Source organism: Flagellimonas marinaquae (assembly GCF_003992675.1).
In the GTDB taxonomy this organism is placed as follows: domain Bacteria; phylum Bacteroidota; class Bacteroidia; order Flavobacteriales; family Flavobacteriaceae; genus Flagellimonas; species Flagellimonas marinaquae.
In genome coordinates this window covers 139,893-162,317 of record NZ_RZMZ01000015.1, presented here as the reverse complement: position 1 = coordinate 162,317, position 22,425 = coordinate 139,893, and the positions used below count along the sequence as shown (strand labels likewise).

Genomic DNA, 22,425 nt, shown 5'->3' with positions numbered 1-22,425 from the left:
TCAAAATCTGTTTAAGTAGGCCTGCAATATGAGCGTGGCGCTTATTTCATCGACCAGGGCCTTGTCCCTTCTTTTCTTCTTTTTCATTCCGCTATCCAACATAGATTGAACTGCCATCTTGGAGGTAAATCGCTCATCTTGGCGCTCCACTGGAATAGAAGGAAACTTGACCGTTAGCTTTTTAAGGAATTCTTGAATCATCCCTTCGGACTCGGAAGCGGTGTTGTCCATCTGTTTGGGCAAACCTACCACAAAACGTTCAACGGATTCCTTTTGGGTATATTCTTCCAAAAAGTGCAACAAGTCCTTGGTATTGACCGTCGTCAAACCGGAAGCAATCAACTGAAGTTCATCGGTAACTGCAATTCCAGTCCTCACCTTTCCAAAATCCAAAGCTAAAATTCTAGCCAAAACAATTTTTTGGCAAAAATAACCTTAAAAATGTTATGCACTTAAAAATGGGAACCATAATTCTACCATCGGGCGTATCTTTGTCAAAACTTTAAGAAAAATGACAGAATTAAGAACGCTTATCGAGCAAGCGTGGGACAATAGGGCCTTGTTGGAAGAGGTAAAGACGCAAGAGGCGATACGTGAAGCCATCAACCTTATCGACCTTGGCGAACTGCGCTGTGCCGAGCCCACGGATGATGGATGGCAGATCAATGAATGGGTGAAAAAGGCGGTTGTGCTGTACTTCCCCATCCAAAAAATGGAAGTCTTGGAAGCTGGTATTTTTGAATATCACGATAAAATTCCTTTAAAAAAGGGGTATAAAGAAAAAGGGGTCCGCGTGGTTCCCCATGCGGTGGCCAGGCACGGAGCCTATATTTCCAAAGGCACCATTTTGATGCCTAGTTACGTAAATATAGGAGCATACGTAGATGAAGGAACCATGGTGGATACATGGGCCACGGTGGGAAGTTGCGCTCAGATTGGTAAAAATGTGCACTTAAGTGGCGGTGTTGGTATCGGTGGCGTTCTGGAACCTTTGCAGGCTTCCCCAGTAATTATTGAAGATAATGCGTTTATCGGTTCCCGCTGTATTGTGGTGGAAGGTGTTCGCGTGGAAAAAGAGGCTGTTTTGGGAGCCAACGTGGTGCTGACGGCATCTACCAAGATCATCGATGTTACAGGCGATGAACCTATCGAACTGAAAGGCAGGGTTCCTGCTAGATCGGTGGTGATTCCCGGGAGTTATACCAAAAAATTTCCTGCGGGAGAATATCAAGTACCATGTGCACTGATCATTGGTAAGCGCAAGGAAAGCACCGATAAGAAAACTTCCTTGAACAATGCCCTGCGCGAGCACGATGTAGCGGTATAGTGTTCAAAATATCATATTTTAAGGGACAGCCAATGTTTAACAAATTTGTTTAACTTGCCTGTCCTTTTTCATTTGAAAAGGCACATATTCAACCTCTTGACTAGAAAGCTAATTACTAAAAACACCAAAATGCGGTTTTTGATCATTCAGCAAAAAATGGTTGGGGATGTGCTGGCCAGCACAATTCTTTGTGAACATCTCAAAATCCATTTCCCCGATTGCGAAATCCATTACGTCATCAACGAATCGACCGCGGCAGTCGCTGAGGAGAACCCCTTTATTGACAAGATTATCCTTTTTAAGAACGAGTATCGGAAAAGCAAGCTAGCTTTCTTCAAGTTTTTAAAATCCTTGAAAAAACAAAATTATTACGCCACCATTGATGTGTACTGTAAACTGGAGAGTAATCTAATCAGTTATTTTTCCAATGCCGAGCTAAAGATTTCCTATAAAAAATGGTACTCCAAATTTATCTACACCCACTTATTTTCATATTCCAATAACCCTAACACTACTTTGGGGCACGCGATTGAAAACAGGCTTGTATTGCTCTCTCCACTGATTCCAGAATTGGAACAACCGGATTTGGCACCAAAAATATATCTATCCAAAGCTGAAAAAGATCAGGCCAAACAACTACTGGCCAATCATCAAATAGACACTTCCAAGCCCATAGTTATGGTGGGCCTTTTGGGGAGTCAACCCAGCAAAACGTATCCGCTAGCATATTTGGCAAAGACGTTGGATTTCATTTCAGAGCAATATCAGGTAACCTTTTTGCTCAACTATTTGCCCCATCAAAGTGAAAGTTTGGCTGAATTTCTGGGTCATTGTTCGCCCAAGACGCGAAATAGCATCAAGGAAGAGGTGTTTTGTCCTTCCTTGCGATCGTTCATAGCACTTTTGGACCAGTGTGATGGGTATGTTGGCAACGAAGGTGGCAGCACCAACATGGCGAAAGCCCTTGGCATTCCCAATTTTTCCATTTTTTCACCCTGGATTTCCAAGACTGCCTGGCTTACTTTTAACCATGTTCAGAAAAACCAAGCCGTACATTTAGCGGACTTTGCCCCTGAGATTTTGGAAATGCCAAAAAAGGAAAGGAAAGCAGATGCCGAAGCTTTGTATCAACAGTTTAAACCTAAGATGTTTCTAAAACAATTAGACCGCTTTGTCCAAAACGAAGTTATCACGGACCAATAATACTTGGTAGGATTCCATCAAAACTTTCCATCCGTGCTCCAACATGTAAGCAATCACCAACTTACCTTTTCCCCCATTTGGCAGGTCGCAATCATCAATCAGGACAATGGTGTTTTCATGCAATTGGTCTGCTATCCGTTTAAATTCCTCCAAATGGTGTTCCTGGCTTTTCCGCTGAATTTCGACATCATGGGAACTATAATCGTAGCTATCCAAATAAAGTAAATCGACCGGTCGGTCAAAATCTTTCAGAAAATCCAACGAATCGGAATGATGAAGGGTTACCGTATCTTGCAGACCCTGTCGCTCCACCTCTGCCCTAGAGTTGGCAATGGATTCCGAATTAATATCAACAGAGTGCAGCACCGCTCCGTTCTCCTTGGCCCATTTTCCAAATACTATGGTGGCTGCTCCATTGCTCTTGGCGCCTTTTAAACCCTCTCTGGATGTTCCAGTCTCAATAATCACTTTAGCGTTAATCTTGTCCATCAACTCCATGGTCTTCTTAAAAGTGTCCCTCCTCTTTCGGAAATCATACCTAAAAGGCATGAAGGGATACAACGATTTATGTTTGATAAGCTTACCCACAAAGAAGGCAATGACACCCAAAGCAACTACGTAAAGAAATATATCCATCTAAAAGAATTTCACAATTTTTAAAGCAACCCAAGATACATTTTCTCGTCTTGATAATAAACCAAGAATTTTAGAAATGAGATTTTAACATAAATCGGGTAGGGAAATTGTCCAGTTGATTGTTTGTAAGAAAAAGTCACACCTAAACAATTTTTAACCTATTTTTTTGTTATAGCTTTGTAAAATACCAAAACACTACACCAATAAATATGGCTGAATTTAGCACCCCAAAGCAAAAATTATCAGCACTTATCATAACCTACAACGAGATGGGCTACATTGAAAAGTGTATCGATTCCGTTTCCTTTGCTGATGAAATCATCGTGGTCGACTCTTATAGTACCGATGGCACCTACGAGTATCTTTTGGAACACCCCAAAGTGACCGTGGTCCAAAATCCTTTCGAGAATTTTACTGCACAAAAATCATACACCTTAAAACAGGCCTCAAATGATTGGGTATTGTTTCTAGATGCCGATGAAGTGGTAACGGAAAGTCTTCAACATGAGATTCTAGAAACCATCAACCGGCGCGATGCAAAAGAAGCCTACTGGTTCTACCGCAAGTTTATGTTCCAAGATGAACCCCTTAACTTTAGTGGCTGGCAAACCGATAAAAATTATAGACTGTTCCGCAAGAGCAAGGCCCATTTTACGGACCGAAAAATCGTTCACGAAACCTTGGTGGTCGACGGACAATCTGGCATCCTACAGGAAAAATTGATACATTTTTGTTACAAAAACTACGAAGATTATAAAGGTAAGATGCTTAAATACGGACGGTTGAAGGCCAAAGAGGATTTTTATAAGGAACGGCACTTCAATTATCTTTTAATGACCGTAAAACCTGTCTGGAAATTCTTCAACCACTATATCCTGCGTTTGGGCATATTGGATGGCAAAAAAGGGTGGACCATTTGTTATCTAAATGCGCTTGGCGTACTGGAAAGGTTCAGGGAATTGAAACGATTGGAAAAAAAGAACGAACTGGCCTATTATTTGGTAATGCCGTAGTGCGTCCACACCAATTTCTGTGACCTTGTCTCCTTACGGATAGCCTGATTCTTAGCAATGGATTCCGGTGTTTTATAACCACGTTTGTGGTCTAAGTGTACACATACCGCGCTATAGCGAAGCTGCTTGGATTTTATCCCAAAATTGAACAGACGCTCCCCCAGTTCACGATCCTGCCCCCCATACTGCATGCGCTCATCAAAACCATTTACGTTCAAAATATCCTTTTTCCAACCCGATGAGTTATGACCGTTCCAACTGGCATTGGTCGGGGTAATCGTATTCAGCAGTTTGGAAATCATACCACTGGCAGTGAGCTTGTTGTTTTTAAAGGTTTTGGGAATACCTTTTGACTTGAGCCAATGAATATCGAAACAATTTTGCTCCTCAATATCCTCCAAAGTGATCATTTTGGAAATATTCATCGGTAACATATAGTAACCACCCGATATAAAATAGCCAGGCTCTTTATTGATGTAATGTACCTCAACAAAATCCTCTCTGGGTATACAATCGCCGTCCGTCATAATAATATAATCGGCACTACAAGCTTCTACGGCTTTGTTGAGAATCCTCGATTTTTGGAAACCATCGTCTTCCTGCCATACATGGATAATTCTGTAAAAGACCTTTTCGGACATCTCGTCCAGCAATTGCTTGGTCTTGGGACCCGAGCCATCATCGGCAACCACCACCTCAAAATCCTTGAAGATTTGGCAATTGAAGCCCCACAACACTTTCTTTAGCCACTCCTCGGCGTTATAAGTGCTGATAATAACCGATATTTTTGGTGATTCTATTTCCTCAAGGCTCATCTGGACAAAAATAGAAATATTAAATGTTATCTCATATCCTTAATTTTGTGATTCTAAACTTCCAGAATGAAGGTCAAGGAAATTCCAGTTTCACTTTTTCATCAAGCCAAGTTGTCGTGGCAATCGCAGCGAAAGCTCATCGCGAATAAAAGGCAAGTTCCCGTTATTGTTTCATTGGCCTCGATTCCATCAAGATTGCCCATTGTCCACCTTACCATCCGCAGTATATTGAATCAGGATGTGTTACCGGAAAAAATTGTGCTTTGGCTCCACGAAGATTTGAAAGGCCGCATACCAATACCACTTCAAACCTTGGTGGGCGACCTGTTTTCCATTAAGTACACGGACTATTTCAGCTCACACAGAAAATTGGTAGAACCTCTAAAACTATATCCCAACAAAATAATCGTTACCTGTGATGATGACATGATGTACCGAAAAAACTGGTTGTCCAAAATTTACCAGGCCCATGAAGACCATCCTGGACAAATTGTGGCCAACCAAACCCGTTGCATCAGCTATGCCGACAATGGGGAATTACTTCCCTACAAGGCATGGAAACCGAACGCATCGGGATGCAAGAACCCATTATTGACACTCCCCATTGGTGCTGGCGGTACCTTGTACCCGCCCGATTCCATGGATAAAACAGTGTTCAACAAGGAACTCTTTCTGAACCTCGCACCCAACGCGGATGACCTTTGGTTTAAGGTGATGGGACTCTTAAAAGGCACCAAGTCCATTCAGGCCAAAAACAGCGGAAAGGAGCCGATTCCCATTTGGGGCTCCCAGAAAGTTTCACTGAAAAAAGGGAATATCGGTATGGACAAAAACAGAACACAATGGCAGGCATTGACCGACCATTTTCAACTAAAATTCGAAAACCTTGATTGAAGAAATCAACAAATGCGTTAAAGTATTGCAGGATGGTGGACTCATTGTCTACCCCACCGATACCGTTTGGGGGATTGGTTGCGACGCTACCAACCCCGAAGCAGTACAAAAAGTATACGCCCTTAAAAAACGGGAGGTTTCCAAACCGCTCGTCTGTTTAGTAGCCAATCAGGCCATGCTGGAGCGCCATGTAAAGGAAGTTCCCGATGTAGCCTACGATATTATGGACTTCGCCACCAAACCCACCACCATTGTTTTTGACCAGCCCTTGGGTGTAGCAGATAATTTAGTGGCGGCCGACAACACCTTGGGCATACGGGTCGCTTCCGATAAATTTTGCCAATACCTCATCAATAAATTCAGAAAACCAATCGTCTCCACTTCGGCCAATATTTCGGGAAAAATTACCCCAAAACAATTCAAGGATATTGATGAAGAAATTTTAAAAGGAGTGGACTATGTGGTAAATTTGCAAAACGAAAATTATACCCCTTCCCCCTCCTCTATCATTAAGTTGAGCAACGACGGACAGGTGAAGGTGATACGGGAATAACAATGGCGAAGGATTTCCATAAAGAGGCAATACAACATCCTATATTTAAACTGATCGGCGAAGCTGCGGATGAACTGGGCACAGATGCCTACGTAATCGGAGGATTTGTCCGGGACTACTTTTTAAAACGTGGTACCCCAAAGGATATTGATATTGTAGCTATTGGAAGTGGCATTGAACTCGCAAAAAAAGTAGCTTCCAAACTAAAGGGCAAGCCAGAGATTTCGATATTCAAAAACTTTGGGACTGCCATGATCAAACACAAAGACCTTGAACTGGAATTTGTGGGAGCTCGTAAGGAAAGCTACAATCGGGATAGCCGAAAACCCATGGTGGAGGATGGCACCTTGGAAGATGACCAAAACCGAAGGGACTTTACCATAAATGCCATGGCGTTAGCGCTGAACCAATCCAATTTTGGTGAACTTTTGGACCCTTTTGATGGTTTGGCCGACTTGGATCGTCAAATTATCCGCACCCCTCTGGAGCCGGGCATTACCTATTCCGATGACCCTTTGCGGATGATGCGTGCCATTCGCTTTGCGGCCCAACTGCACTTTACCATTGAATTGCCTTCCTTACAGGCCATTGCCGAAAATAAGGACCGAATCAACATTGTTTCCAAGGAGCGTATCGTGGACGAACTCCATAAAATTTTAATGAGTTCACAACCATCCCTTGGCTTTAAACTGATGCACCAGACCGAATTGTTGCCGCTGATATTACCCGAGCTCACAGCTTTGGAAGGTATAGAAGAAAAGGAAGGACAGCGCCACAAGGACAATTTTTGGCACACCTTGGAAGTGGTGGACAATATTGCGGAAACCACCGACAACCTTTGGTTGCGCTGGGCCGCCCTGCTGCACGACATTGGAAAAGCCCCCACAAAAAAATTCCACAAAAAAATCGGTTGGACCTTCCATGCCCATGAATTTGTAGGAGCCAAAATGGTATACAAACTCTTCAAAAGGTTACGGATGCCATTGAACGAAAAGATGAAGTTCGTTCAAAAAATGGTATTGATGAGCTCCAGGCCCATCATCCTATCCGAAGACCATGTGACCGACTCTGCGGTGCGACGCTTGGTGTTCGATGCCGGTGAGTACGTGGAGGACCTGATGACCTTATGCGAGGCGGACATCACCACCAAAAACCCAAAAAAACAAAAAAAGTACAAGAACAACTTCAAGATAGTTCGACAAAAAATAGTGGAGGTCGAGGAAAGGGACCACATCCGAAACTTCCAGCCACCCGTTTCGGGCGAAGAAATCATGCAGACCTTTAACCTAAAACCCTCAAAAGAAATTGGAATCATCAAAGATGCCATAAAAGAGGCCATTTTGGAAGGCGAAATTCCAAACGAGTATGAAGCTGCCTACGATTTTATGTTGAAAAAAGGCAAAAAAATGAACCTTAAAGTCCACTCCGAATGAAAAAGAACAAAGCTGTTGTGTATTGGTTGCTAACGGGATGTTTTCTCATCTTTGTCATGGTTTTGGTGGGCGGCATCACGCGCCTCACCCACTCAGGGCTTTCCATATCCGATTACAAGCTCATCCAAGGTACCATTCCGCCCATGAACGAGCAGGAATGGGAAGAAGCCTTTGAGCTGTACAAACAATACCCTGAGTACCAAAAACTCAACTATCATTATGGTATTGAGGAATTCAAGGACATCTATTTTTGGGAATGGCTACACCGAGTCCTCGGCAGATTTATCGGCATTGTCTTTATTCTGCCCTTCCTATACTTTTTGTTCACTAAAAAATTGGATAGGTCAACCGTCAAAAAATGTTTGATTTTGCTCTTTATGGGTGGATTCCAAGGATTTTTGGGTTGGTATATGGTAAAAAGTGGGCTAGTGGACCGTCCCGATGTTTCGCACTACAGGTTGGCAGCCCACCTCACCACAGCATTCCTCACCTTCGCCTACAGCTTATGGGTGGCGTTGGACCTCATCTATCCCCAAAAAAAGGAAATCCACAAAGGCATCCGAAACCTCGTCAGAGCAGGATTGGTGGTGCTACTCTTACAGATTATCTGGGGAGCCTTTGTGGCAGGTTTGGATGCCGGCTTTATACACAACCATTGGCCTTTGATGAACGAGGGTAAATTGATGCATGAAACCGTTTACATTGAACAACAACCTGTCATCAAGAATTTTATCGAAGGAAAAAGTGGGGTGCAGTTCGTACACCGATATTTGGCTTATGTTGTGGTTGGGTTTATTGCATTGATTTGGTATAGGACTCGAAAAATTAATACGACGGTAATACAGGAAAATGGTTTAAAATCACTTTTGGTTTTGGTATTCGTACAATTTTTACTCGGTGTGCTCACCTTGATCTATGCCGTACCCATTTGGTTGGGGGTGGTGCACCAAATTGGAGCATTTTTCCTTTTGGCAGCGATGACTTTTACCTTGCACCGGTTCACCAAATAAGGGGTAATTATTGTACCTTTGAGCCCACTTTAAAATTTGATGGATGATTTATAAAATCAGGATAATACTTGATGCTGAGGAAGATATCTTTCGAGATATCGAAATTGAGGACCAGAGTAATCTGGAGGATTTTCACAACGCCATAACTCAAGCTTTTGGTTTTGAGGGCAGTGAAATGGCCTCCTTTTACACCTGTGACGAAGAATGGAACCAAGACGAGGAAATTGCCCTTTTTGACATGAGCGAAAACGGTTCCGATATCCGATTGATGAACGAAACATCCCTTGATGATGTTTTGACAGAGGACAACCCTAAACTCATCTATGTCTACGACTTTTTAAGTATGTGGACCTTTTTTGTAGAACTTGCCGATATCGTGGAAAAGGAAGACGGCCGGGTATATCCAAACCTTCTGTTCACCTTTGGTGAACTTCCAGATGCCCCACCAGAAAAGCAGTTTGAGGCCAAACCCAGCGATGATGAAGGTGATTTCGACGACCTCTTGGACCGCTATGATGACATGGATTTCGACGAAAATTGGAATTAAAACCTCTTCCAATCCAAGTTTTAACCCTTAACACCCTACCCAAAAAATGCTAAACCTATATTCTGCCCAAATTGAGAGCATATCGCTTCACCGTGTGGGCAACAAAAGTAAAAACGAATCCGCTTTCCTATCTGCCGAACCCTTTTCACTAAACGATGAAATGGCCGGTTTGCTCAAAGAATACTTCTTTAAGCCTTTTCGGGAAAAGGAGGAGAACTACTATAAGTTTAGCCACGAAGTGGATTTGGAGTTCAATGAGGTTTGCGCTGCGGTAACCGGTATTTTCGAAAATCCTTCCGACAACCACAGGCTTTCCAAAAAGATAACCACCCACCTTTTTGAACAATCCAACCACCCCCATATTAAAAGTGGAGAGGTGTATGTGGTCCACTTTTCGGATATGGTCATTGACAACCAAAAAACGGATGCTGTCGGGATTTTTAAAAGTGAATTGAAACACGATTTTCTTCAGTTTGAGGAAAAGGAACACAACTTGGAAATCTTGATTCGCCAAGGCATCAATATCAACAAACTGGATAAAGGGTGCATTGTTTTTAATGTGCAAAAGGAAGAAGGGTACAAAGTACTTTCGGTGGACAGCAATCGTTACGACGCCAAGTACTGGCTGGAAAACTTTTTAGGGGTGGTACCGATGACCGATGAGAATTTTTACACCAAAAACTATCTGAAGTTCTGCCAAAACTTTGCCAAGGACGTAGTGCTTCCGGCAGAGGACAAACAACAGGAGGTAATGTTCATGAACCGTGCAGTGAATCACTTTGCCAAAAACGACAATTTTGAGGAAACCTCATTTTTGAACGAGGTAATGGAAAACCCAGACCTGATTCCCGAGTTTAAGCACTACAAAGCGGAAAAAGGGCCCAAATATAGCATTGAGGACGTTTCCAATTTTGACATTGCCAATAAGGCTGTTAGCGATGTCCGTAAAAAAATAAAGAATGTCATTAATCTGGATACCAACATCCAGATAAAATTGGACTTTATCAACCCAGAATCCGCTGAAAAATTTGTGGAAAAAGGTTGGGATGAAGAACGCCAGATGTATTACTATTTGGTGTACTTCAACAAAGAACAGAAAAGCTAGAACTTTTTGTCGATAATCTGTTTCATACTCACGTCTTCGTAATTTCGCTTCACGAAGTCAAGTGCATGGATTAGTACTTCTCCCATAGTTTTGCTATCCCTAAAGTTGATATCCCCCGTAAGGTCCAACAACTGACTTTTAAGCAATTCTGTATTCTCGGATGGAGCAATGTTGTCCTCTTTGCAGACCTCCAACAGCCGTTTGAGCCTTCGGCCCCAACTCAATATCCGTTTGGCGATAATGGAGCGCTCCTCTACGATATATTGATTCACCGAATCCACCTTTAATTTGCTCTGCACCAAATCGACCATCACCTTGTTTTCTTTAAAAAATTGCGGACGGTACACCTTTATCTTCCCCTCGTAACATTGCTGGTCAAAATCGATGGCCCTTATCTTGTAGTTTACGCTATCAAAATCGTGGGTAGGGACGATGACATAATTGTAGGAGCGCATATCGCCCAATAGTCGAATCATGCATCGTTCGTTGAATTTTACGAACTCTTTGGCAATCTGCGCCTTATCGAATTCGGAACATTCCGGCAGGTTCTTCTTAAAAAACACATCCCCTGGGATACCTACGATATGCTCTTCGATGAGTGTATTTTCATAAATGACAAAGTTCAGGTTGTACGGCGATAGCATGTGTTCCAGTTCCAAGCCGTACACACGAGAGGCATCGGTTTTTTTTACATAGAACAGGGTGTAATTATCGTTCAAAATATTTCGCACTTTGATTCGGAAAGGTTTCGAGTTCCCAAAAGTGCAATAATCCACGTAGTCCACATTTAGATATTGGAAGATCTTATCACTACCATCCGACACAAAATTGGAATAGACCCGTTTCAGCGCCAAGTCGATTTCATCACGATCAAACTCTGGGTAAAAAACCCGTACCCAAAGGGTATCTTCGTCGTTGGCATCGTAAACGGCTACGCTTCCCGAAAAGCGGAGCAAGTCATCGTAATGGATGGGAATCTCTATCTTTCTGTTATAATATTCCAAGTATTCATCCAGCTCCTCGTTTATGGGATAAGCCGGTTTTTTCTTCGACATCAACTTTTCTTCGGACATTGTATTCGATTATTTTGTAACAATTTGCACTAATCATCGTCAAGTTAGTATAAACCATTCAAAAAACGATAGCATCTTTTGGAAACAATACTCACTGTAAACCATCTCACCAAAAAATTCGGTTACCTCACGGCTGTCAATGACCTTTCCTTTTCCATTGAAAAAGGAAATGTATATGGCATATTGGGGCCCAATGGAAGTGGAAAATCGACCACTTTGGGCATTATCTTAAACGTAGTGAACCGCACATCAGGCGAATTTAGCTGGTTCGATGGCAACACCTCCACGCACGACGCCCTTAAAAAGGTAGGCGCCATAATCGAGCGCCCCAATTTTTATCCTTACATGGATGCCATCCAAAATTTACGGTTGGTCTGCAAAATCAAAGATGTACCAGAAACCAAGATTCAGGAAAAATTGGAACTGGTAGGTTTGTGGGACCGGCGCAATAGCAAATTCAAAACCTATTCGTTGGGGATGAAGCAGCGTATGGCCATCGCCTCTGCCCTACTCAACGACCCCGAAATCTTGATTTTGGACGAGCCCACCAACGGGCTGGACCCACAAGGAATCCATCAGATTCGGGAAATCATCAAAAAAATTGCCAGTCAGGGTACTACCATTTTATTGGCTTCGCACCTGTTGGACGAGGTGGAAAAAGTATGTTCCCACGTCATTATTCTTCGAAAAGGCGAAAATCTCTATTCCGGTCCGGTAGACAGTATGTTGGCGAGCCATGGCTTTTTTGAGCTGCGCTGCGACGATCTGGACCAATTGCAGTCACTTCTTGAAAAGAGTGCCAGTTTTGGCAAAATCGAAAACTTCAACGGAACGCTCACGGCATACCTGAAAGAGGAAATGGACGCACAAAGTTTGAACAAGATGCTATTCGACCAAGGCATTGTGCTTTCCCATCTCGTGAAAAGAAAGGAAAGCCTAGAAGAGCAATTTTTAACCCTGACCAAGAACCAATAATCTAAAAACGAATGTTACGTCTCCTACAAATAGAATTCATAAAACTTTGGAACAATAGGGCCAGCAAGGTGCTGATCATCTCTTATTTTGTGCTCCTTACTTCCATCGCCCTTATTGCTGCCATAAAGTTTGATATTGGCCCAGTACAGTTTCACTTGGCTGATCAAGGGATTTTTAATTTTCCGTATATCTGGCACTTTAACACTTTTGTCACAGCATTGTTCAAACTGTTTTTGGCGATTGTTATCGTATCCATGATGTCCAACGAATACAGCAACAAGACCATCAAACAAAACCTTATCGATGGGTTGTCCAAAAAGGAATTTATCCTGTCCAAGGTGCTTACCGTGATTTCCTTTGCATTGATTTCCACGGTATTTGTGTTTGTGGTTTCCATGATTCTCGGTCTGGTATATTCCGACTATAATGAAGTTTCCATCATCTTCTCCGATATGGAATTTTTGCCTGCATTCTTTTTTAAATTAGTCGCCTTTTTTTCCTTCTGTCTATTCTTGGGGATTTTGGTCAAACGTTCAGCATTTGCCCTAGGATTCCTCATCCTCTGGACCATATTGGAGCAAGTCGTGTTTGGTCTATTGGGCTGGAAGGTGATGAGCTGGGAAGCCGCCAAATCGGTCAAACGATTTTTTCCATTGGAATCGATGGGCAACATGATCAAAGAACCGTTTACAAGGCTCTCTGCAGTACAAAACATCGGTCAACAAATCGGGGAGAACATGAAATTCGATTATCATGTGTATTGGTATGAGTTTCTGATCGTCATCGTTTGGACAGCCGTTTTCATCTATTTATCCTACGCATTATTGAAGAAACGTGATTTGTAGTATCTTGTGGGATGCACATAATCACGTGAATGCTAAACAGAATATATATATTCTTTGCCCTAATAATGGGCCTATCCGCCTATGCGCAGGAGTGCCCTGATATGGTGTTCCCGGCCGATGGCGCCACCAATGTCCCATTGAATGCCACCATTGACTGGGAATCTGTGGATGGGGTGCCTTCGTACAATATAACGTTGGGCACTACGCCGGGAGGGGACGATATTTTAAGCTCACAATTTGCAAGTGGTTCTTCCTATACCCCTCCATTGGGTCTTCCGGCCAATACCACCATTTATGTGACCATTACATTGTTCTTTTTCAATCAGCCGAACATTACCTGTCCCAGTACCACCTTTACCACCGAACCTTTGACGGCGATTCCCAATTGCACACAGGTGACCAATCCACCCGATATGGCTATCGATGTCAACCCCAACACCGCGATTTCTTGGGACTATGTGTACGGGGCTACCGGTTATTTATTGAGTTTAGGCACCTCACCTGGGGGAACAGAACTTTTGAACAATTTAGATGTGGGCAACACCCTTTCCCATAATCCCTCGGTTGAACTTCCACCACAAACCACCATTTATGCCACCGTAACGCCCTATAACATTTTGGGAGTTGCAGCAGGGTGCTCCTTTCAGCAATTTACTACGCGGGAGGCATCGGCCATACCCGACTGTACCACCATCATATACCCACAAAACGGTGAAACCAATGTACCGCTATCGCCGGTTCTGGAATGGTTTGCGGTACCCGGTGCTACTGGTTACGTAGTCACAATTGGTACCACGCCTACAGGAACCGATATTTTAAACGGTGCCGTTTTTAATACCAATTCTACCCCAGTGGTTAATTTTGAACCCAATAAAACCTTTTTCATTACCATAGTTCCGTTTAACGACGCTGGACAAGCGGAGGGTTGTGTCCAAACCAGTTTTACTACCCTTTTGGGTTGTGGGCCATACTTGGATTTTCAATCGGGTGAATATATCACCATAAATCCGGTCATTGATTTCCCGGACACCTTTTCCTCCTGCGAAAATGAGGGCCCACTTGTCATTACTTCGGATGATGTAGCTGAAGGGTATCGCTGGTACCAAATAGACCAATTTGGCAATGAGAATCTATTATCGTCCACCAACGAGGTAACCCTTACCGAAAATGGCACCTATCGTTATGAAGCCTATAACACCATAGTGCAAAATGGAAATTTTATAGAATGTCCAAGCTACCAAGTTTTTGAGGTGCTTTCATCCGAGCAACCCACGATTGACAACATCGTGACCCGAAGAACGGGTCAATCACTTCAATTGACGATTATTGCCTCTGGAAACGGTGATTATGAATATGCTATTGATAATATAAACGGCCCCTATTCCGATAGCAATGTTTTTACCAATGTGGCCTTGGGCAACCATACCATTTATGTTCGGGATAAAAATGGTTGTGGCATTACCGAAAGATTGTTTACCCAAGATCTGACCGTGGAAGGTTTCCCAAAGTTTTTTACCCCAAATGGGGACACCATCAATGATTATTGGCAGTTTATACAACCGAGGGGTTCTGACCCAATCATTTTTCAGAGCATCCGGATTTTTGATCGGTTCGGTATGTTTTTGAAGCAGATTTCACAAGATTCCCAAGGATGGGACGGAACGGTTCGGGGCAATCGGTTACCATCAGGCGATTATTGGTTCTTGGCCATAGATGAGGACAACAGAGAGTTTAGGGGACATTTTACCCTAAAGCGATAATCCCCTTCTTTTTGCTTCATTTTGGCAGAAGCCTTTAGTATTTTTATTCAATGAAATTTCAGGTAGTATCCGAATTTAAGCCTACGGGCGATCAACCCGAAGCCATACGCCAGCTGGTCCAGGGCATCGAGGGCAATACGCGGCACCAGACGCTGCTAGGGGTAACGGGTTCCGGTAAAACCTTTACCGTGGCCAATGTAGTGGAATCAGTACAAAAGCCTACGTTGGTATTGGCACACAACAAGACGTTAGCGGCACAATTGTATTCCGAGTTCAAGCAATTTTTTCCCAACAATGCGGTGGAATATTTTGTATCCTACTACGATTACTATCAGCCAGAGGCCTATATTCCCACAAGCGGTCTGTACATAGAAAAAGACCTTTCCATCAATGAGGATATCGAAAAACTTCGGTTGAGTACCACCTCTTCGCTATTGTCTGGAAGGCGTGACGTTTTGGTGGTCGCCTCAGTCTCCTGTTTATATGGCATCGGTAACCCTATCGAATTTCAAAAGAACGTAATCACCATCCACCGGGACCAAGTTATTTCCAGAACCAAATTCCTGAAACAATTGGTACAGAGCCTTTATGCCCGTACCACGGCAGATTTCAGAAACGGCAATTTTAGGGTAAAAGGGGATGTGGTGGATGTTTTCCCCGGATATGCCGACCATGCGTTCCGCATCCATTTTTTCGGGGATGAGATTGAGGAAATCGAGGCTTTGGACCCGTTCAACAACAAAGTAATCGAGATTTACGATACCTTAAATATTTATCCGGCGAACATGTTCGTAACCTCTCCGGATGTGCTTCAAAATGCCATCCGTGAAATTCAGGATGACTTGGTGAAACAAGTGGATTATTTTAAGGAGATTGGTCGGCCTCTGGAAGCCAAACGTTTGGAGGAGCGAACCAATTTTGACTTGGAAATGATTCGTGAACTGGGCTACTGTTCCGGTATCGAGAACTACTCCAGATATTTGGATGGGAGAAAGCCAGGCACCAGGCCGTTCTGCCTATTGGATTATTTCCCAGATGATTATTTAATGGTGGTGGATGAAAGCCATGTGACCATACCGCAGGTACATGCCATGTACGGTGGTGACCGTTCCAGAAAGGAAAACCTGGTGGAGTATGGTTTCCGTTTGCCTGCTGCCATGGACAACCGTCCGCTAAAATTTGAAGAATTTGAGGCCCTGCAGAATCAGGTGCTTTACGTTAGTGCAACACCGGCAGATTACGAACTGGAATTGAGCGAAGGGGTTTATGTGGAACAGGTCATCCGACCGACAGGTTTGTTGGACCCCGTGATAGAAGTTCGCCCCAGCGAAAACCAAATTGATGATTTGGTGGAGGAAATCCAACAACGGGTAGAACTGGATGAACGCACCTTGGTCACTACCTTGACCAAACGTATGGCGGAAGAGCTTACCAAATATCTATCCCGAATCGATATACGATGTCGTTACATTCACAGTGATGTAGATACTCTGGAGCGCGTGGAAATTATGCAAGACTTGAGAAAGGGACTGTTTGATGTACTCATTGGTGTAAACTTGTTGAGAGAAGGTCTGGATTTACCGGAAGTATCCCTGGTGGCCATCTTGGATGCAGACAAGGAGGGATTTTTGCGAAGCAATCGCTCCTTGACCCAAACGGTAGGTCGTGCCGCACGTAATTTGAACGGAAAGGCCATTATGTATGCCGATACCATTACGGAGAGTATGCAAAAGACCATCGATGAGACCAACTATCGTAGGGAAAAACAGATGACCTACAACAAGGAAAACAATATTACCCCTACTGCACTGAAGAAAAACCTAGATAGTGCCTTGGCCAAAAATTCAGTTTCCACGTATCATTTCCAAAAAGAAGAACTACGGGCTGCAGAACCGGACTTAAAGTACATTACGGAAGACCAAAAGGAAAAATTGATCAGGGAAAAACGCAAGGCCATGGAAAAGGCGGCCAAGGAGCTCAATTTTATGGAAGCAGCGAAGCTAAGGGACGAAATCAAAATGCTTCAGGAGAAGGAATAAAAAAACGCGCCCCCGCAGAGCAGGAGCGCGTCCCAAACTAACCAACTAATCCAACCATCATGAAACACCTATAGTTGGTGTTCTTCAGTCTTATGCGATTTCAATCAATCTTTTTGGTTTTGGCAATGCCTCTTGTTTTTTGGGCAAGGTCAGTTTCAATATTCCATCCTCGTATTTAGCATCGATTTTGGAACCATCTACCGTTTCTGGGAGGGTAAAGGCTCTTTTAAATGAACTATATGAGAACTCTTTGCGTGTGTAATTCTCATTTTTATCTTCATTTTCAGTTTTGATTTCACTGGAAATGGTCAATACATCATTATCGATTTCCACGGTAAAATCATCCTTCTTCATACCTGGGACTGCCAATTCCAATTCAAATCCTTCGGTGTTGTCCTTAATGTTGACAGCTGGCATGGTAGCGTTCCATTTTTCGGTTCCTCCGAACCAATCAGGTCCCATAAAATCGTTCATCAATGATGGAAAAAACAAGTTATTTCTTTTTACTATACTCATGGCGATTCAATTTTAGTTAAACGTTGTAATCACCCAGTATAAGTCAAATCATATACCAACATAGAATAACTGCCTTTTTGGCGGTTTTCAAAAGAAATAAGGTGTCATTATGGCATTAATTGTAATGTGCCCTGAAGATATTGATCAGCACATTGGGCGGGACAATCTTATCGGGGTAGCGATGCATCACTTCCAAAACCTGACTAATGGCCGCGGGTGGTAGGCCCATTCGTAGACCAATGTTGTAAAGTCGGTCAATTTCCTTTTTGTGCTGTTCATGGTCAATGTTCATAAGCAACATAAGTCGATGGAACTGCACTATGCGGTCGGCCTGTGTTTTTAAGCGCACCTTGGGCGGTCTTTCCTTTAGGAGTCCTTTAAAGGTATCCTCATCCACTCCGAGGCCACGGGCAACTTGAAGCAAAAAATCGTACTCCGATTGCTTCAGGGAATGATCTACCCTTGCAAAGGCGATCATCTCTGAAAGTATGCTCAATTTTTCTTCATGAGTTCCCATAGGACGGGGTTTTGGTTTGATGCTCCACTTACATAACTCCAAAACCTCCATTTTAGTACACAAAAAAGCCCTGAATTTCAGGGCTTTTAATTGCTAACTCAAACAATTTCCGTTTTCTATGCGGTAATTCGTACTGGAAGTTGATATACTCTGCCTGGGGCAACATTCTCCAATTGCACCTTTTTGTAGTTCAAGCGATTTTTTACAAAGCCATCCAACACCTCGTCTTCAGTTTCTACCGAGAGCACGATCAATTCGCCATTTTCGTTTACAATGAAACGAACTTCCGCACTCAATTCTTTGTAATCCACGTTGAATTGATTGTCTTTCAACATTTCGTAAATCTGTCCGGAAAGGCTTTTTTCTTTGGTTTCCTTTTCACCCTCTGTTGCAAATGCACCCATGGTCACAAACAACGCCAACGCTACTGTAATCGTCTTAAATTTTCTCATGATTTCTGTTTTTTGATTTTTATTGATGATTAATGATTTGTTAAAAAAGAACCTCATTCAAGAGCTCCTTTTAAAGACATCTCAAAAATAAGACGATTAAAAATCTAAAATGTTACAGAATATGAGGATTTAACAAATGTTTAATGCACCTAACCTTTACCTAATACTTGGATTTGGGGAGGTGTTCGTTTGATGATTTCTTGGATATTTCAGGAAAGCTCTCAAAACGAACGGACTATGAAACAAGCATAGTTTTTACCAGAAAAAATGCTGTGCTATTGCTTCTGGACACAAAAAAAGGCAATGCCTTTTTAGCATTGCCTTTCTGAAATTTATCTGGTTTGAGACTAGCTCAATACTTCCTCCACTTTGTCGGCAGCTTCTTTGAACTGTACCGCAGAGTGCACCGCCAAACCGGAATTATCAATAATTTCCTTGGCCAACTCAGCATTGGTACCTTGTAATCTCACAATAATGGGCACTTGGATAGCATCACCCATATTTTTATAGGCATCCACAACTCCTTGTGCAACTCGGTCACAACGAACGATTCCACCAAAAATGTTGATGAGAATAGCCTTTACGTTAGGATCCTTTAGGATGATACGGAAAGCTTCCTCTACCCTTTTGGCATCGGCAGTTCCTCCTACGTCCAAAAAGTTGGCCGGTTCTCCACCTGCCATTTTAATCAAATCCATGGTAGCCATGGCCAAACCGGCACCGTTGACCATACAACCCACGTTACCGTCCAAATCCACATAATTCAATCCTACTTCGCGGGCTTCCACTTCAATGGGATTCTCCTCGCGAAGGTCGCGCATTTCGGCGTAGGATTTTCTTCGGTAAAGTGCGTTATCATCAATGGTTACCTTGGCATCAACGGCCATAATTTTATCATCCGAAGTCTTCAACACCGGGTTAATCTCAAAAAGACTTGCGTCACTTTCCACATAAGCTTTATATAGGGACATCACAAATTTGGTCATCTCCTTAAAAGCCGTTCCGGACAAACCTAGGTTAAAGGCAATCCTACGTGCTTGGAAAGGCAATAATCCCAGTCCAGGGTCCACTTCTTCCGTAAAGATCAAATGTGGGGTCTTTTCGGCCACCTCTTCAATGTCCATACCTCCTTCTGTAGAGTACATGATCATGTTCCTACCAGTGCCCCTGTTGAGTAGCACGGACATATAAAACTCGCTGGTTTCGCTATCGCCAGGATAATACACGTCCTCGGCTACCAATACTTGATGTACTTTTTTACCCTCGGCAGATGTTTGAGGGGTCACTAGGTTCATCCCAATGATGCTGCCCGCCAATTCTTCCACTTCCTTCAAGTTCTTGGCCAGCTTTACACCACCGCCCTTACCACGGCCACCTGCATGTACTTGGGCCTTTATTACGTGCCATCCTGTACCGGTTTCCTCTGTAAGTTGTTTTGCGGCGTCTACCGCTTCTTTGGCGTTGTGCGCTACTATTCCTCGTTGGATCCTAACGCCAAAACTGGCTAAAATCTCTTTTCCTTGATATTCGTGAAGATTCATCTGTGAGTTTACTTTTGTTTGCTGACAAAAATAGAAAACACCGCTGACAAATTGAAGATGTTAAATGAATAATTACCTTTTCCGACGGAATTAAGGAGTGTTTTTACAAAGAAACAGCTATAACTTAAAATCTTTGAAGTCCAAAGGGTCAAAGTTTTTGAAGTGGCCATTCATTTCAATCACTTCCTTGGTACGATTTACTTTGTGCAATACGTGGGTAGTGGCTTCCAAATGGGCCTTGATAAAGTTTAAACGGTCGGTTTCCTTGGTCATAAGCAACAATTCATATTCCTGCTCAAAAGAAAGCCCCATTTTGTGGGCCAAGGAATAACTGTTGAATTGCTTGGGCGAGGTCTTAGTGAAAGGAACATCCATAATATCGTAAAGTTCCTCCACTTTTTGAAGCACTTCCGCTCTCAAGTTTTCGTCCGCATCGTTCTCCGTTTCCAAAAAGGCAACATCGCCGCCAGCGTAGAGTTTTCCTTCCAGTTGTTGTTCAAAGCTCAACACCTTAAAAATCTGTCGCGCAACACAGACCACGTCCATTTCTCCCGACTCGTAGGTATTCACCACTTCCACCAATTGAACTTCTGTCCCATATGAAATGGAATTATTGATATATACCGGAATACCAAAAGTAAGTGCCTCCCGCCTACAATCGTGTATCAATTGCTTGTAGCGATCCTCAAAAATATGAAGTGGCACCGTTTCACCCGGATAAAATACCGACTGCAATGGGAATAATGGAAGCTTCATGTTCAATGTTGAGATTTGTCTAAAAATACGTATCAAAAACCAAAGCTACAACTGCTGCCCAAAGTTGAAATGTTTCAAAACAAACAATTTGTTATATTTTGATAGATTAAATTAAATTTCTTGTAAGTAAGCACCGTAACAACTAGTTTTGTTCCAAATAATCTGTTTTACTATGAATGCTAAGGACTTACTTCAACTTACCGAAGAATTTGGTGCGCCCTTGTATGTGTATGACGCGGACAAAATCACGTCCCAATATAAAAAGCTGACCCATGCCTTTAAAGGTGTACCTCACCTAAAGTTGAACTATGCCGCCAAGGCTCTGAGCAATATTAGCATTCTTAGATTATTGAACAGCTTAGGCAGTGGCCTGGATACGGTCTCCATCCAGGAAGTAAAATTGGGGCTTTTGGCTGGCTTCAAGCCAGAGTCCATCATTTTTACGCCCAATGGGGTTTCTCTGGAAGAAATTGAAGAAGCTGCTGCGCTTGGGGTCCAAGTAAATATTGACAACCTTTCCATTTTGGAACAGTTTGGCAGCAAGCATCCCGATATTCCGGTCTGTATCCGAATTAACCCCCATGTGATGGCGGGTGGAAATTCCAACATTTCGGTTGGACACATCGATTCCAAATTTGGTATCAGCGTACACCAAATACCACATTTGTTGCGCATTGTGGAACTTACCGACATGAACATTAACGGAATACACATGCATACTGGCAGTGATATTTTGGATATTGATGTATTCCTCTACGCTTCGGAAATTCTTTTTGAAACCGCCAAAAACTTCAAGGACTTGGAGTTCATTGATTTTGGTAGCGGTTTTAAAGTACCTTATAAAGAAGGTGACATTCAAACCAACGTGGATGAGTTGGGCAAAAAACTGACCAAAAGATTCAACGAGTTCTGCAAGGAATACGGGCGAGAGCTCACCCTTGCCTTTGAGCCTGGTAAATTTTTGGTGAGCGAGGCCGGCTTCTTTTTGGCCAAGGTCAATGTAGTAAAACAGACCACATCTACAGTTTTTGCCAGTATTGATTCAGGCTTTAACCATTTGATACGGCCCATGCTATATGGGTCTACCCACGAAATTAGCAACATCTCCAATCCAAATGGCAGGGAGCGTTATTATTCGGTGGTAGGATATATTTGTGAAACGGATACCTTTGGCAGCAACCGAAGAATCAATGAAATCACCGAAGGCGACATCCTTTGTTTTAAAAATGCCGGAGCGTACTGCTTCACTATGGCCAACAATTACAATTCCAGATATCGGCCCGCCGAGGTACTTTGGCACAAAGGCAAGGGACACCTCATCAGAAAACGGGAAACCTTTGATGACATCTTGGCCAATCAAGTGGATGTGAAGGACTTGTTTGAGTCGCCCAAAACACAGGCGGTAAAGTAAGCAC

General features: G+C 43.0%; 23 protein-coding genes. 14 read left to right on the top strand and 9 right to left on the bottom strand.

All coding sequences use genetic code 11. The features are described from left to right. On the bottom strand, nucleotides 1-411 hold the full coding sequence (ruvX, locus tag EO130_RS10085) for a Holliday junction resolvase RuvX (RefSeq protein WP_127141390.1): 411 nt from the start codon (nucleotides 409-411) through the stop codon (nucleotides 1-3). Between the two features lie 100 nt (nucleotides 412-511). On the opposite strand from ruvX, the gene EO130_RS10080 reads away from it, so the two are divergent. Both EO130_RS10080 and EO130_RS10075 read left to right on the top strand, forming a co-directional pair. Further along, complete coding sequence (locus tag EO130_RS10080) at nucleotides 512-1,327, top strand: 2,3,4,5-tetrahydropyridine-2,6-dicarboxylate N-succinyltransferase (RefSeq protein ID WP_127141389.1); 816 nt, start codon at nucleotides 512-514, stop codon at nucleotides 1,325-1,327. 129 nt (nucleotides 1,328-1,456) lie between these two features. Further along, entirely contained in the window at nucleotides 1,457-2,530 is a 1,074-nt protein-coding gene (locus tag EO130_RS10075; protein ID WP_127141388.1) for a glycosyltransferase family 9 protein, read from the top strand. Here EO130_RS10075 and EO130_RS10070 read toward each other — a convergent pair. Next, the gene (locus EO130_RS10070) at nucleotides 2,489-3,166 is read right to left on the bottom strand and encodes a class I SAM-dependent methyltransferase (RefSeq protein ID WP_127141387.1); all 678 of its coding nucleotides are present in this window, start codon (nucleotides 3,164-3,166) and stop codon (nucleotides 2,489-2,491) included. The genes EO130_RS10075 and EO130_RS10070 overlap by 42 nt on opposite strands. Before the next feature lie 209 nt (nucleotides 3,167-3,375). Between EO130_RS10070 and EO130_RS10065 the strand changes: the two genes are divergently transcribed. Next, the gene (locus tag EO130_RS10065; protein ID WP_127141386.1) at nucleotides 3,376-4,179 is read left to right on the top strand and encodes a glycosyltransferase family 2 protein; all 804 of its coding nucleotides are present in this window, start codon (nucleotides 3,376-3,378) and stop codon (nucleotides 4,177-4,179) included. On the opposite strand, the gene EO130_RS10060 is transcribed toward EO130_RS10065, so the two are convergent. Continuing rightward, nucleotides 4,161-4,994, bottom strand: a complete 834-nt coding sequence (locus EO130_RS10060; protein ID WP_127141385.1) for a glycosyltransferase family 2 protein — start codon at nucleotides 4,992-4,994, stop codon at nucleotides 4,161-4,163. The two genes, EO130_RS10065 and EO130_RS10060, sit on opposite strands and share 19 nt — an antisense overlap. Before the next feature lie 66 nt (nucleotides 4,995-5,060). Here EO130_RS10060 and EO130_RS10055 point away from each other — a divergent pair, with 66 nt between their 5' ends. Genes EO130_RS10055 through EO130_RS10030 form a run of 6 tightly spaced genes read left to right on the top strand, consistent with a single transcriptional unit; the run spans nucleotide 5,061 to nucleotide 10,536 of the window. Further along, the gene (locus EO130_RS10055) at nucleotides 5,061-5,888 is read left to right on the top strand and encodes a zinc-binding alcohol dehydrogenase (RefSeq protein ID WP_127141384.1); all 828 of its coding nucleotides are present in this window, start codon (nucleotides 5,061-5,063) and stop codon (nucleotides 5,886-5,888) included. Further along, a complete protein-coding gene (locus EO130_RS10050; protein WP_127141383.1) occupies nucleotides 5,881-6,441 on the top strand; it encodes an L-threonylcarbamoyladenylate synthase in 561 nt (186 codons plus the stop codon). The genes EO130_RS10055 and EO130_RS10050 overlap by 8 nt, the downstream gene beginning before the upstream one ends. Nucleotides 6,442-6,443: 2 nt before the next feature. Beyond that, complete coding sequence (locus EO130_RS10045) at nucleotides 6,444-7,874, top strand: CCA tRNA nucleotidyltransferase (protein WP_127141382.1); 1,431 nt, start codon at nucleotides 6,444-6,446, stop codon at nucleotides 7,872-7,874. Then, entirely contained in the window at nucleotides 7,871-8,884 is a 1,014-nt protein-coding gene (locus EO130_RS10040; protein ID WP_127141381.1) for a COX15/CtaA family protein, read from the top strand. The genes EO130_RS10045 and EO130_RS10040 overlap by 4 nt, the downstream gene beginning before the upstream one ends. A gap of 43 nt (nucleotides 8,885-8,927) precedes the next feature. Further along, on the top strand, nucleotides 8,928-9,431 hold the full coding sequence (locus EO130_RS10035) for an IS1096 element passenger TnpR family protein (protein WP_127141380.1): 504 nt from the start codon (nucleotides 8,928-8,930) through the stop codon (nucleotides 9,429-9,431). Between the two features lie 46 nt (nucleotides 9,432-9,477). Then, nucleotides 9,478-10,536: a nucleoid-associated protein gene (locus tag EO130_RS10030; protein ID WP_127141379.1), complete on the top strand. Its 1,059-nt coding sequence runs from the start codon at nucleotides 9,478-9,480 to the stop codon at nucleotides 10,534-10,536. Here EO130_RS10030 and EO130_RS10025 read toward each other — a convergent pair. Continuing rightward, entirely contained in the window at nucleotides 10,533-11,609 is a 1,077-nt protein-coding gene (locus EO130_RS10025) for a hypothetical protein (protein ID WP_127141378.1), read from the bottom strand. The two genes, EO130_RS10030 and EO130_RS10025, sit on opposite strands and share 4 nt — an antisense overlap. Nucleotides 11,610-11,687: 78 nt before the next feature. On the opposite strand from EO130_RS10025, the gene EO130_RS10020 reads away from it, so the two are divergent. From EO130_RS10020 to uvrB, 4 genes are read left to right on the top strand one after another with little or no spacing between them, the layout of a single operon-like run. After that, a complete protein-coding gene (locus EO130_RS10020; RefSeq protein ID WP_127141377.1) occupies nucleotides 11,688-12,584 on the top strand; it encodes an ABC transporter ATP-binding protein in 897 nt (298 codons plus the stop codon). Nucleotides 12,585-12,595: 11 nt separating this feature from the next. After that, entirely contained in the window at nucleotides 12,596-13,429 is an 834-nt protein-coding gene (locus tag EO130_RS10015) for an ABC transporter permease (RefSeq protein ID WP_127141376.1), read from the top strand. 29 nt (nucleotides 13,430-13,458) lie between these two features. Further along, a complete protein-coding gene (locus EO130_RS10010; RefSeq protein ID WP_127141375.1) occupies nucleotides 13,459-15,189 on the top strand; it encodes a T9SS type B sorting domain-containing protein in 1,731 nt (576 codons plus the stop codon). A gap of 50 nt (nucleotides 15,190-15,239) precedes the next feature. Next, complete coding sequence (gene uvrB / locus EO130_RS10005) at nucleotides 15,240-17,228, top strand: excinuclease ABC subunit UvrB (protein ID WP_127141374.1); 1,989 nt, start codon at nucleotides 15,240-15,242, stop codon at nucleotides 17,226-17,228. 90 nt (nucleotides 17,229-17,318) lie between these two features. Here uvrB and EO130_RS10000 read toward each other — a convergent pair whose 3' ends face one another. The 5 genes from EO130_RS10000 to EO130_RS09980 form a co-directional block, all read right to left on the bottom strand. Continuing rightward, on the bottom strand, nucleotides 17,319-17,744 hold the full coding sequence (locus tag EO130_RS10000; protein ID WP_127141373.1) for an Hsp20/alpha crystallin family protein: 426 nt from the start codon (nucleotides 17,742-17,744) through the stop codon (nucleotides 17,319-17,321). A gap of 115 nt (nucleotides 17,745-17,859) precedes the next feature. After that, nucleotides 17,860-18,261, bottom strand: a complete 402-nt coding sequence (locus tag EO130_RS09995) for a TerB family tellurite resistance protein (RefSeq protein ID WP_127141372.1) — start codon at nucleotides 18,259-18,261, stop codon at nucleotides 17,860-17,862. Between the two features lie 116 nt (nucleotides 18,262-18,377). Then, complete coding sequence (locus EO130_RS09990) at nucleotides 18,378-18,713, bottom strand: hypothetical protein (protein ID WP_127141371.1); 336 nt, start codon at nucleotides 18,711-18,713, stop codon at nucleotides 18,378-18,380. A gap of 347 nt (nucleotides 18,714-19,060) precedes the next feature. Continuing rightward, nucleotides 19,061-20,254 (bottom strand): ADP-forming succinate--CoA ligase subunit beta, encoded by a 1,194-nt coding sequence (gene sucC, locus EO130_RS09985; protein WP_127141370.1) that lies wholly within the window; start codon nucleotides 20,252-20,254, stop codon nucleotides 19,061-19,063. Nucleotides 20,255-20,371: 117 nt separating this feature from the next. Then, entirely contained in the window at nucleotides 20,372-21,010 is a 639-nt protein-coding gene (locus EO130_RS09980; RefSeq protein WP_127141369.1) for an LON peptidase substrate-binding domain-containing protein, read from the bottom strand. A gap of 172 nt (nucleotides 21,011-21,182) precedes the next feature. On the opposite strand from EO130_RS09980, the gene lysA reads away from it, so the two are divergent. Continuing rightward, entirely contained in the window at nucleotides 21,183-22,421 is a 1,239-nt protein-coding gene (gene lysA / locus EO130_RS09975; protein WP_127141368.1) for a diaminopimelate decarboxylase, read from the top strand. The last annotated feature ends 4 nt before the right edge of the window (nucleotides 22,422-22,425 follow it).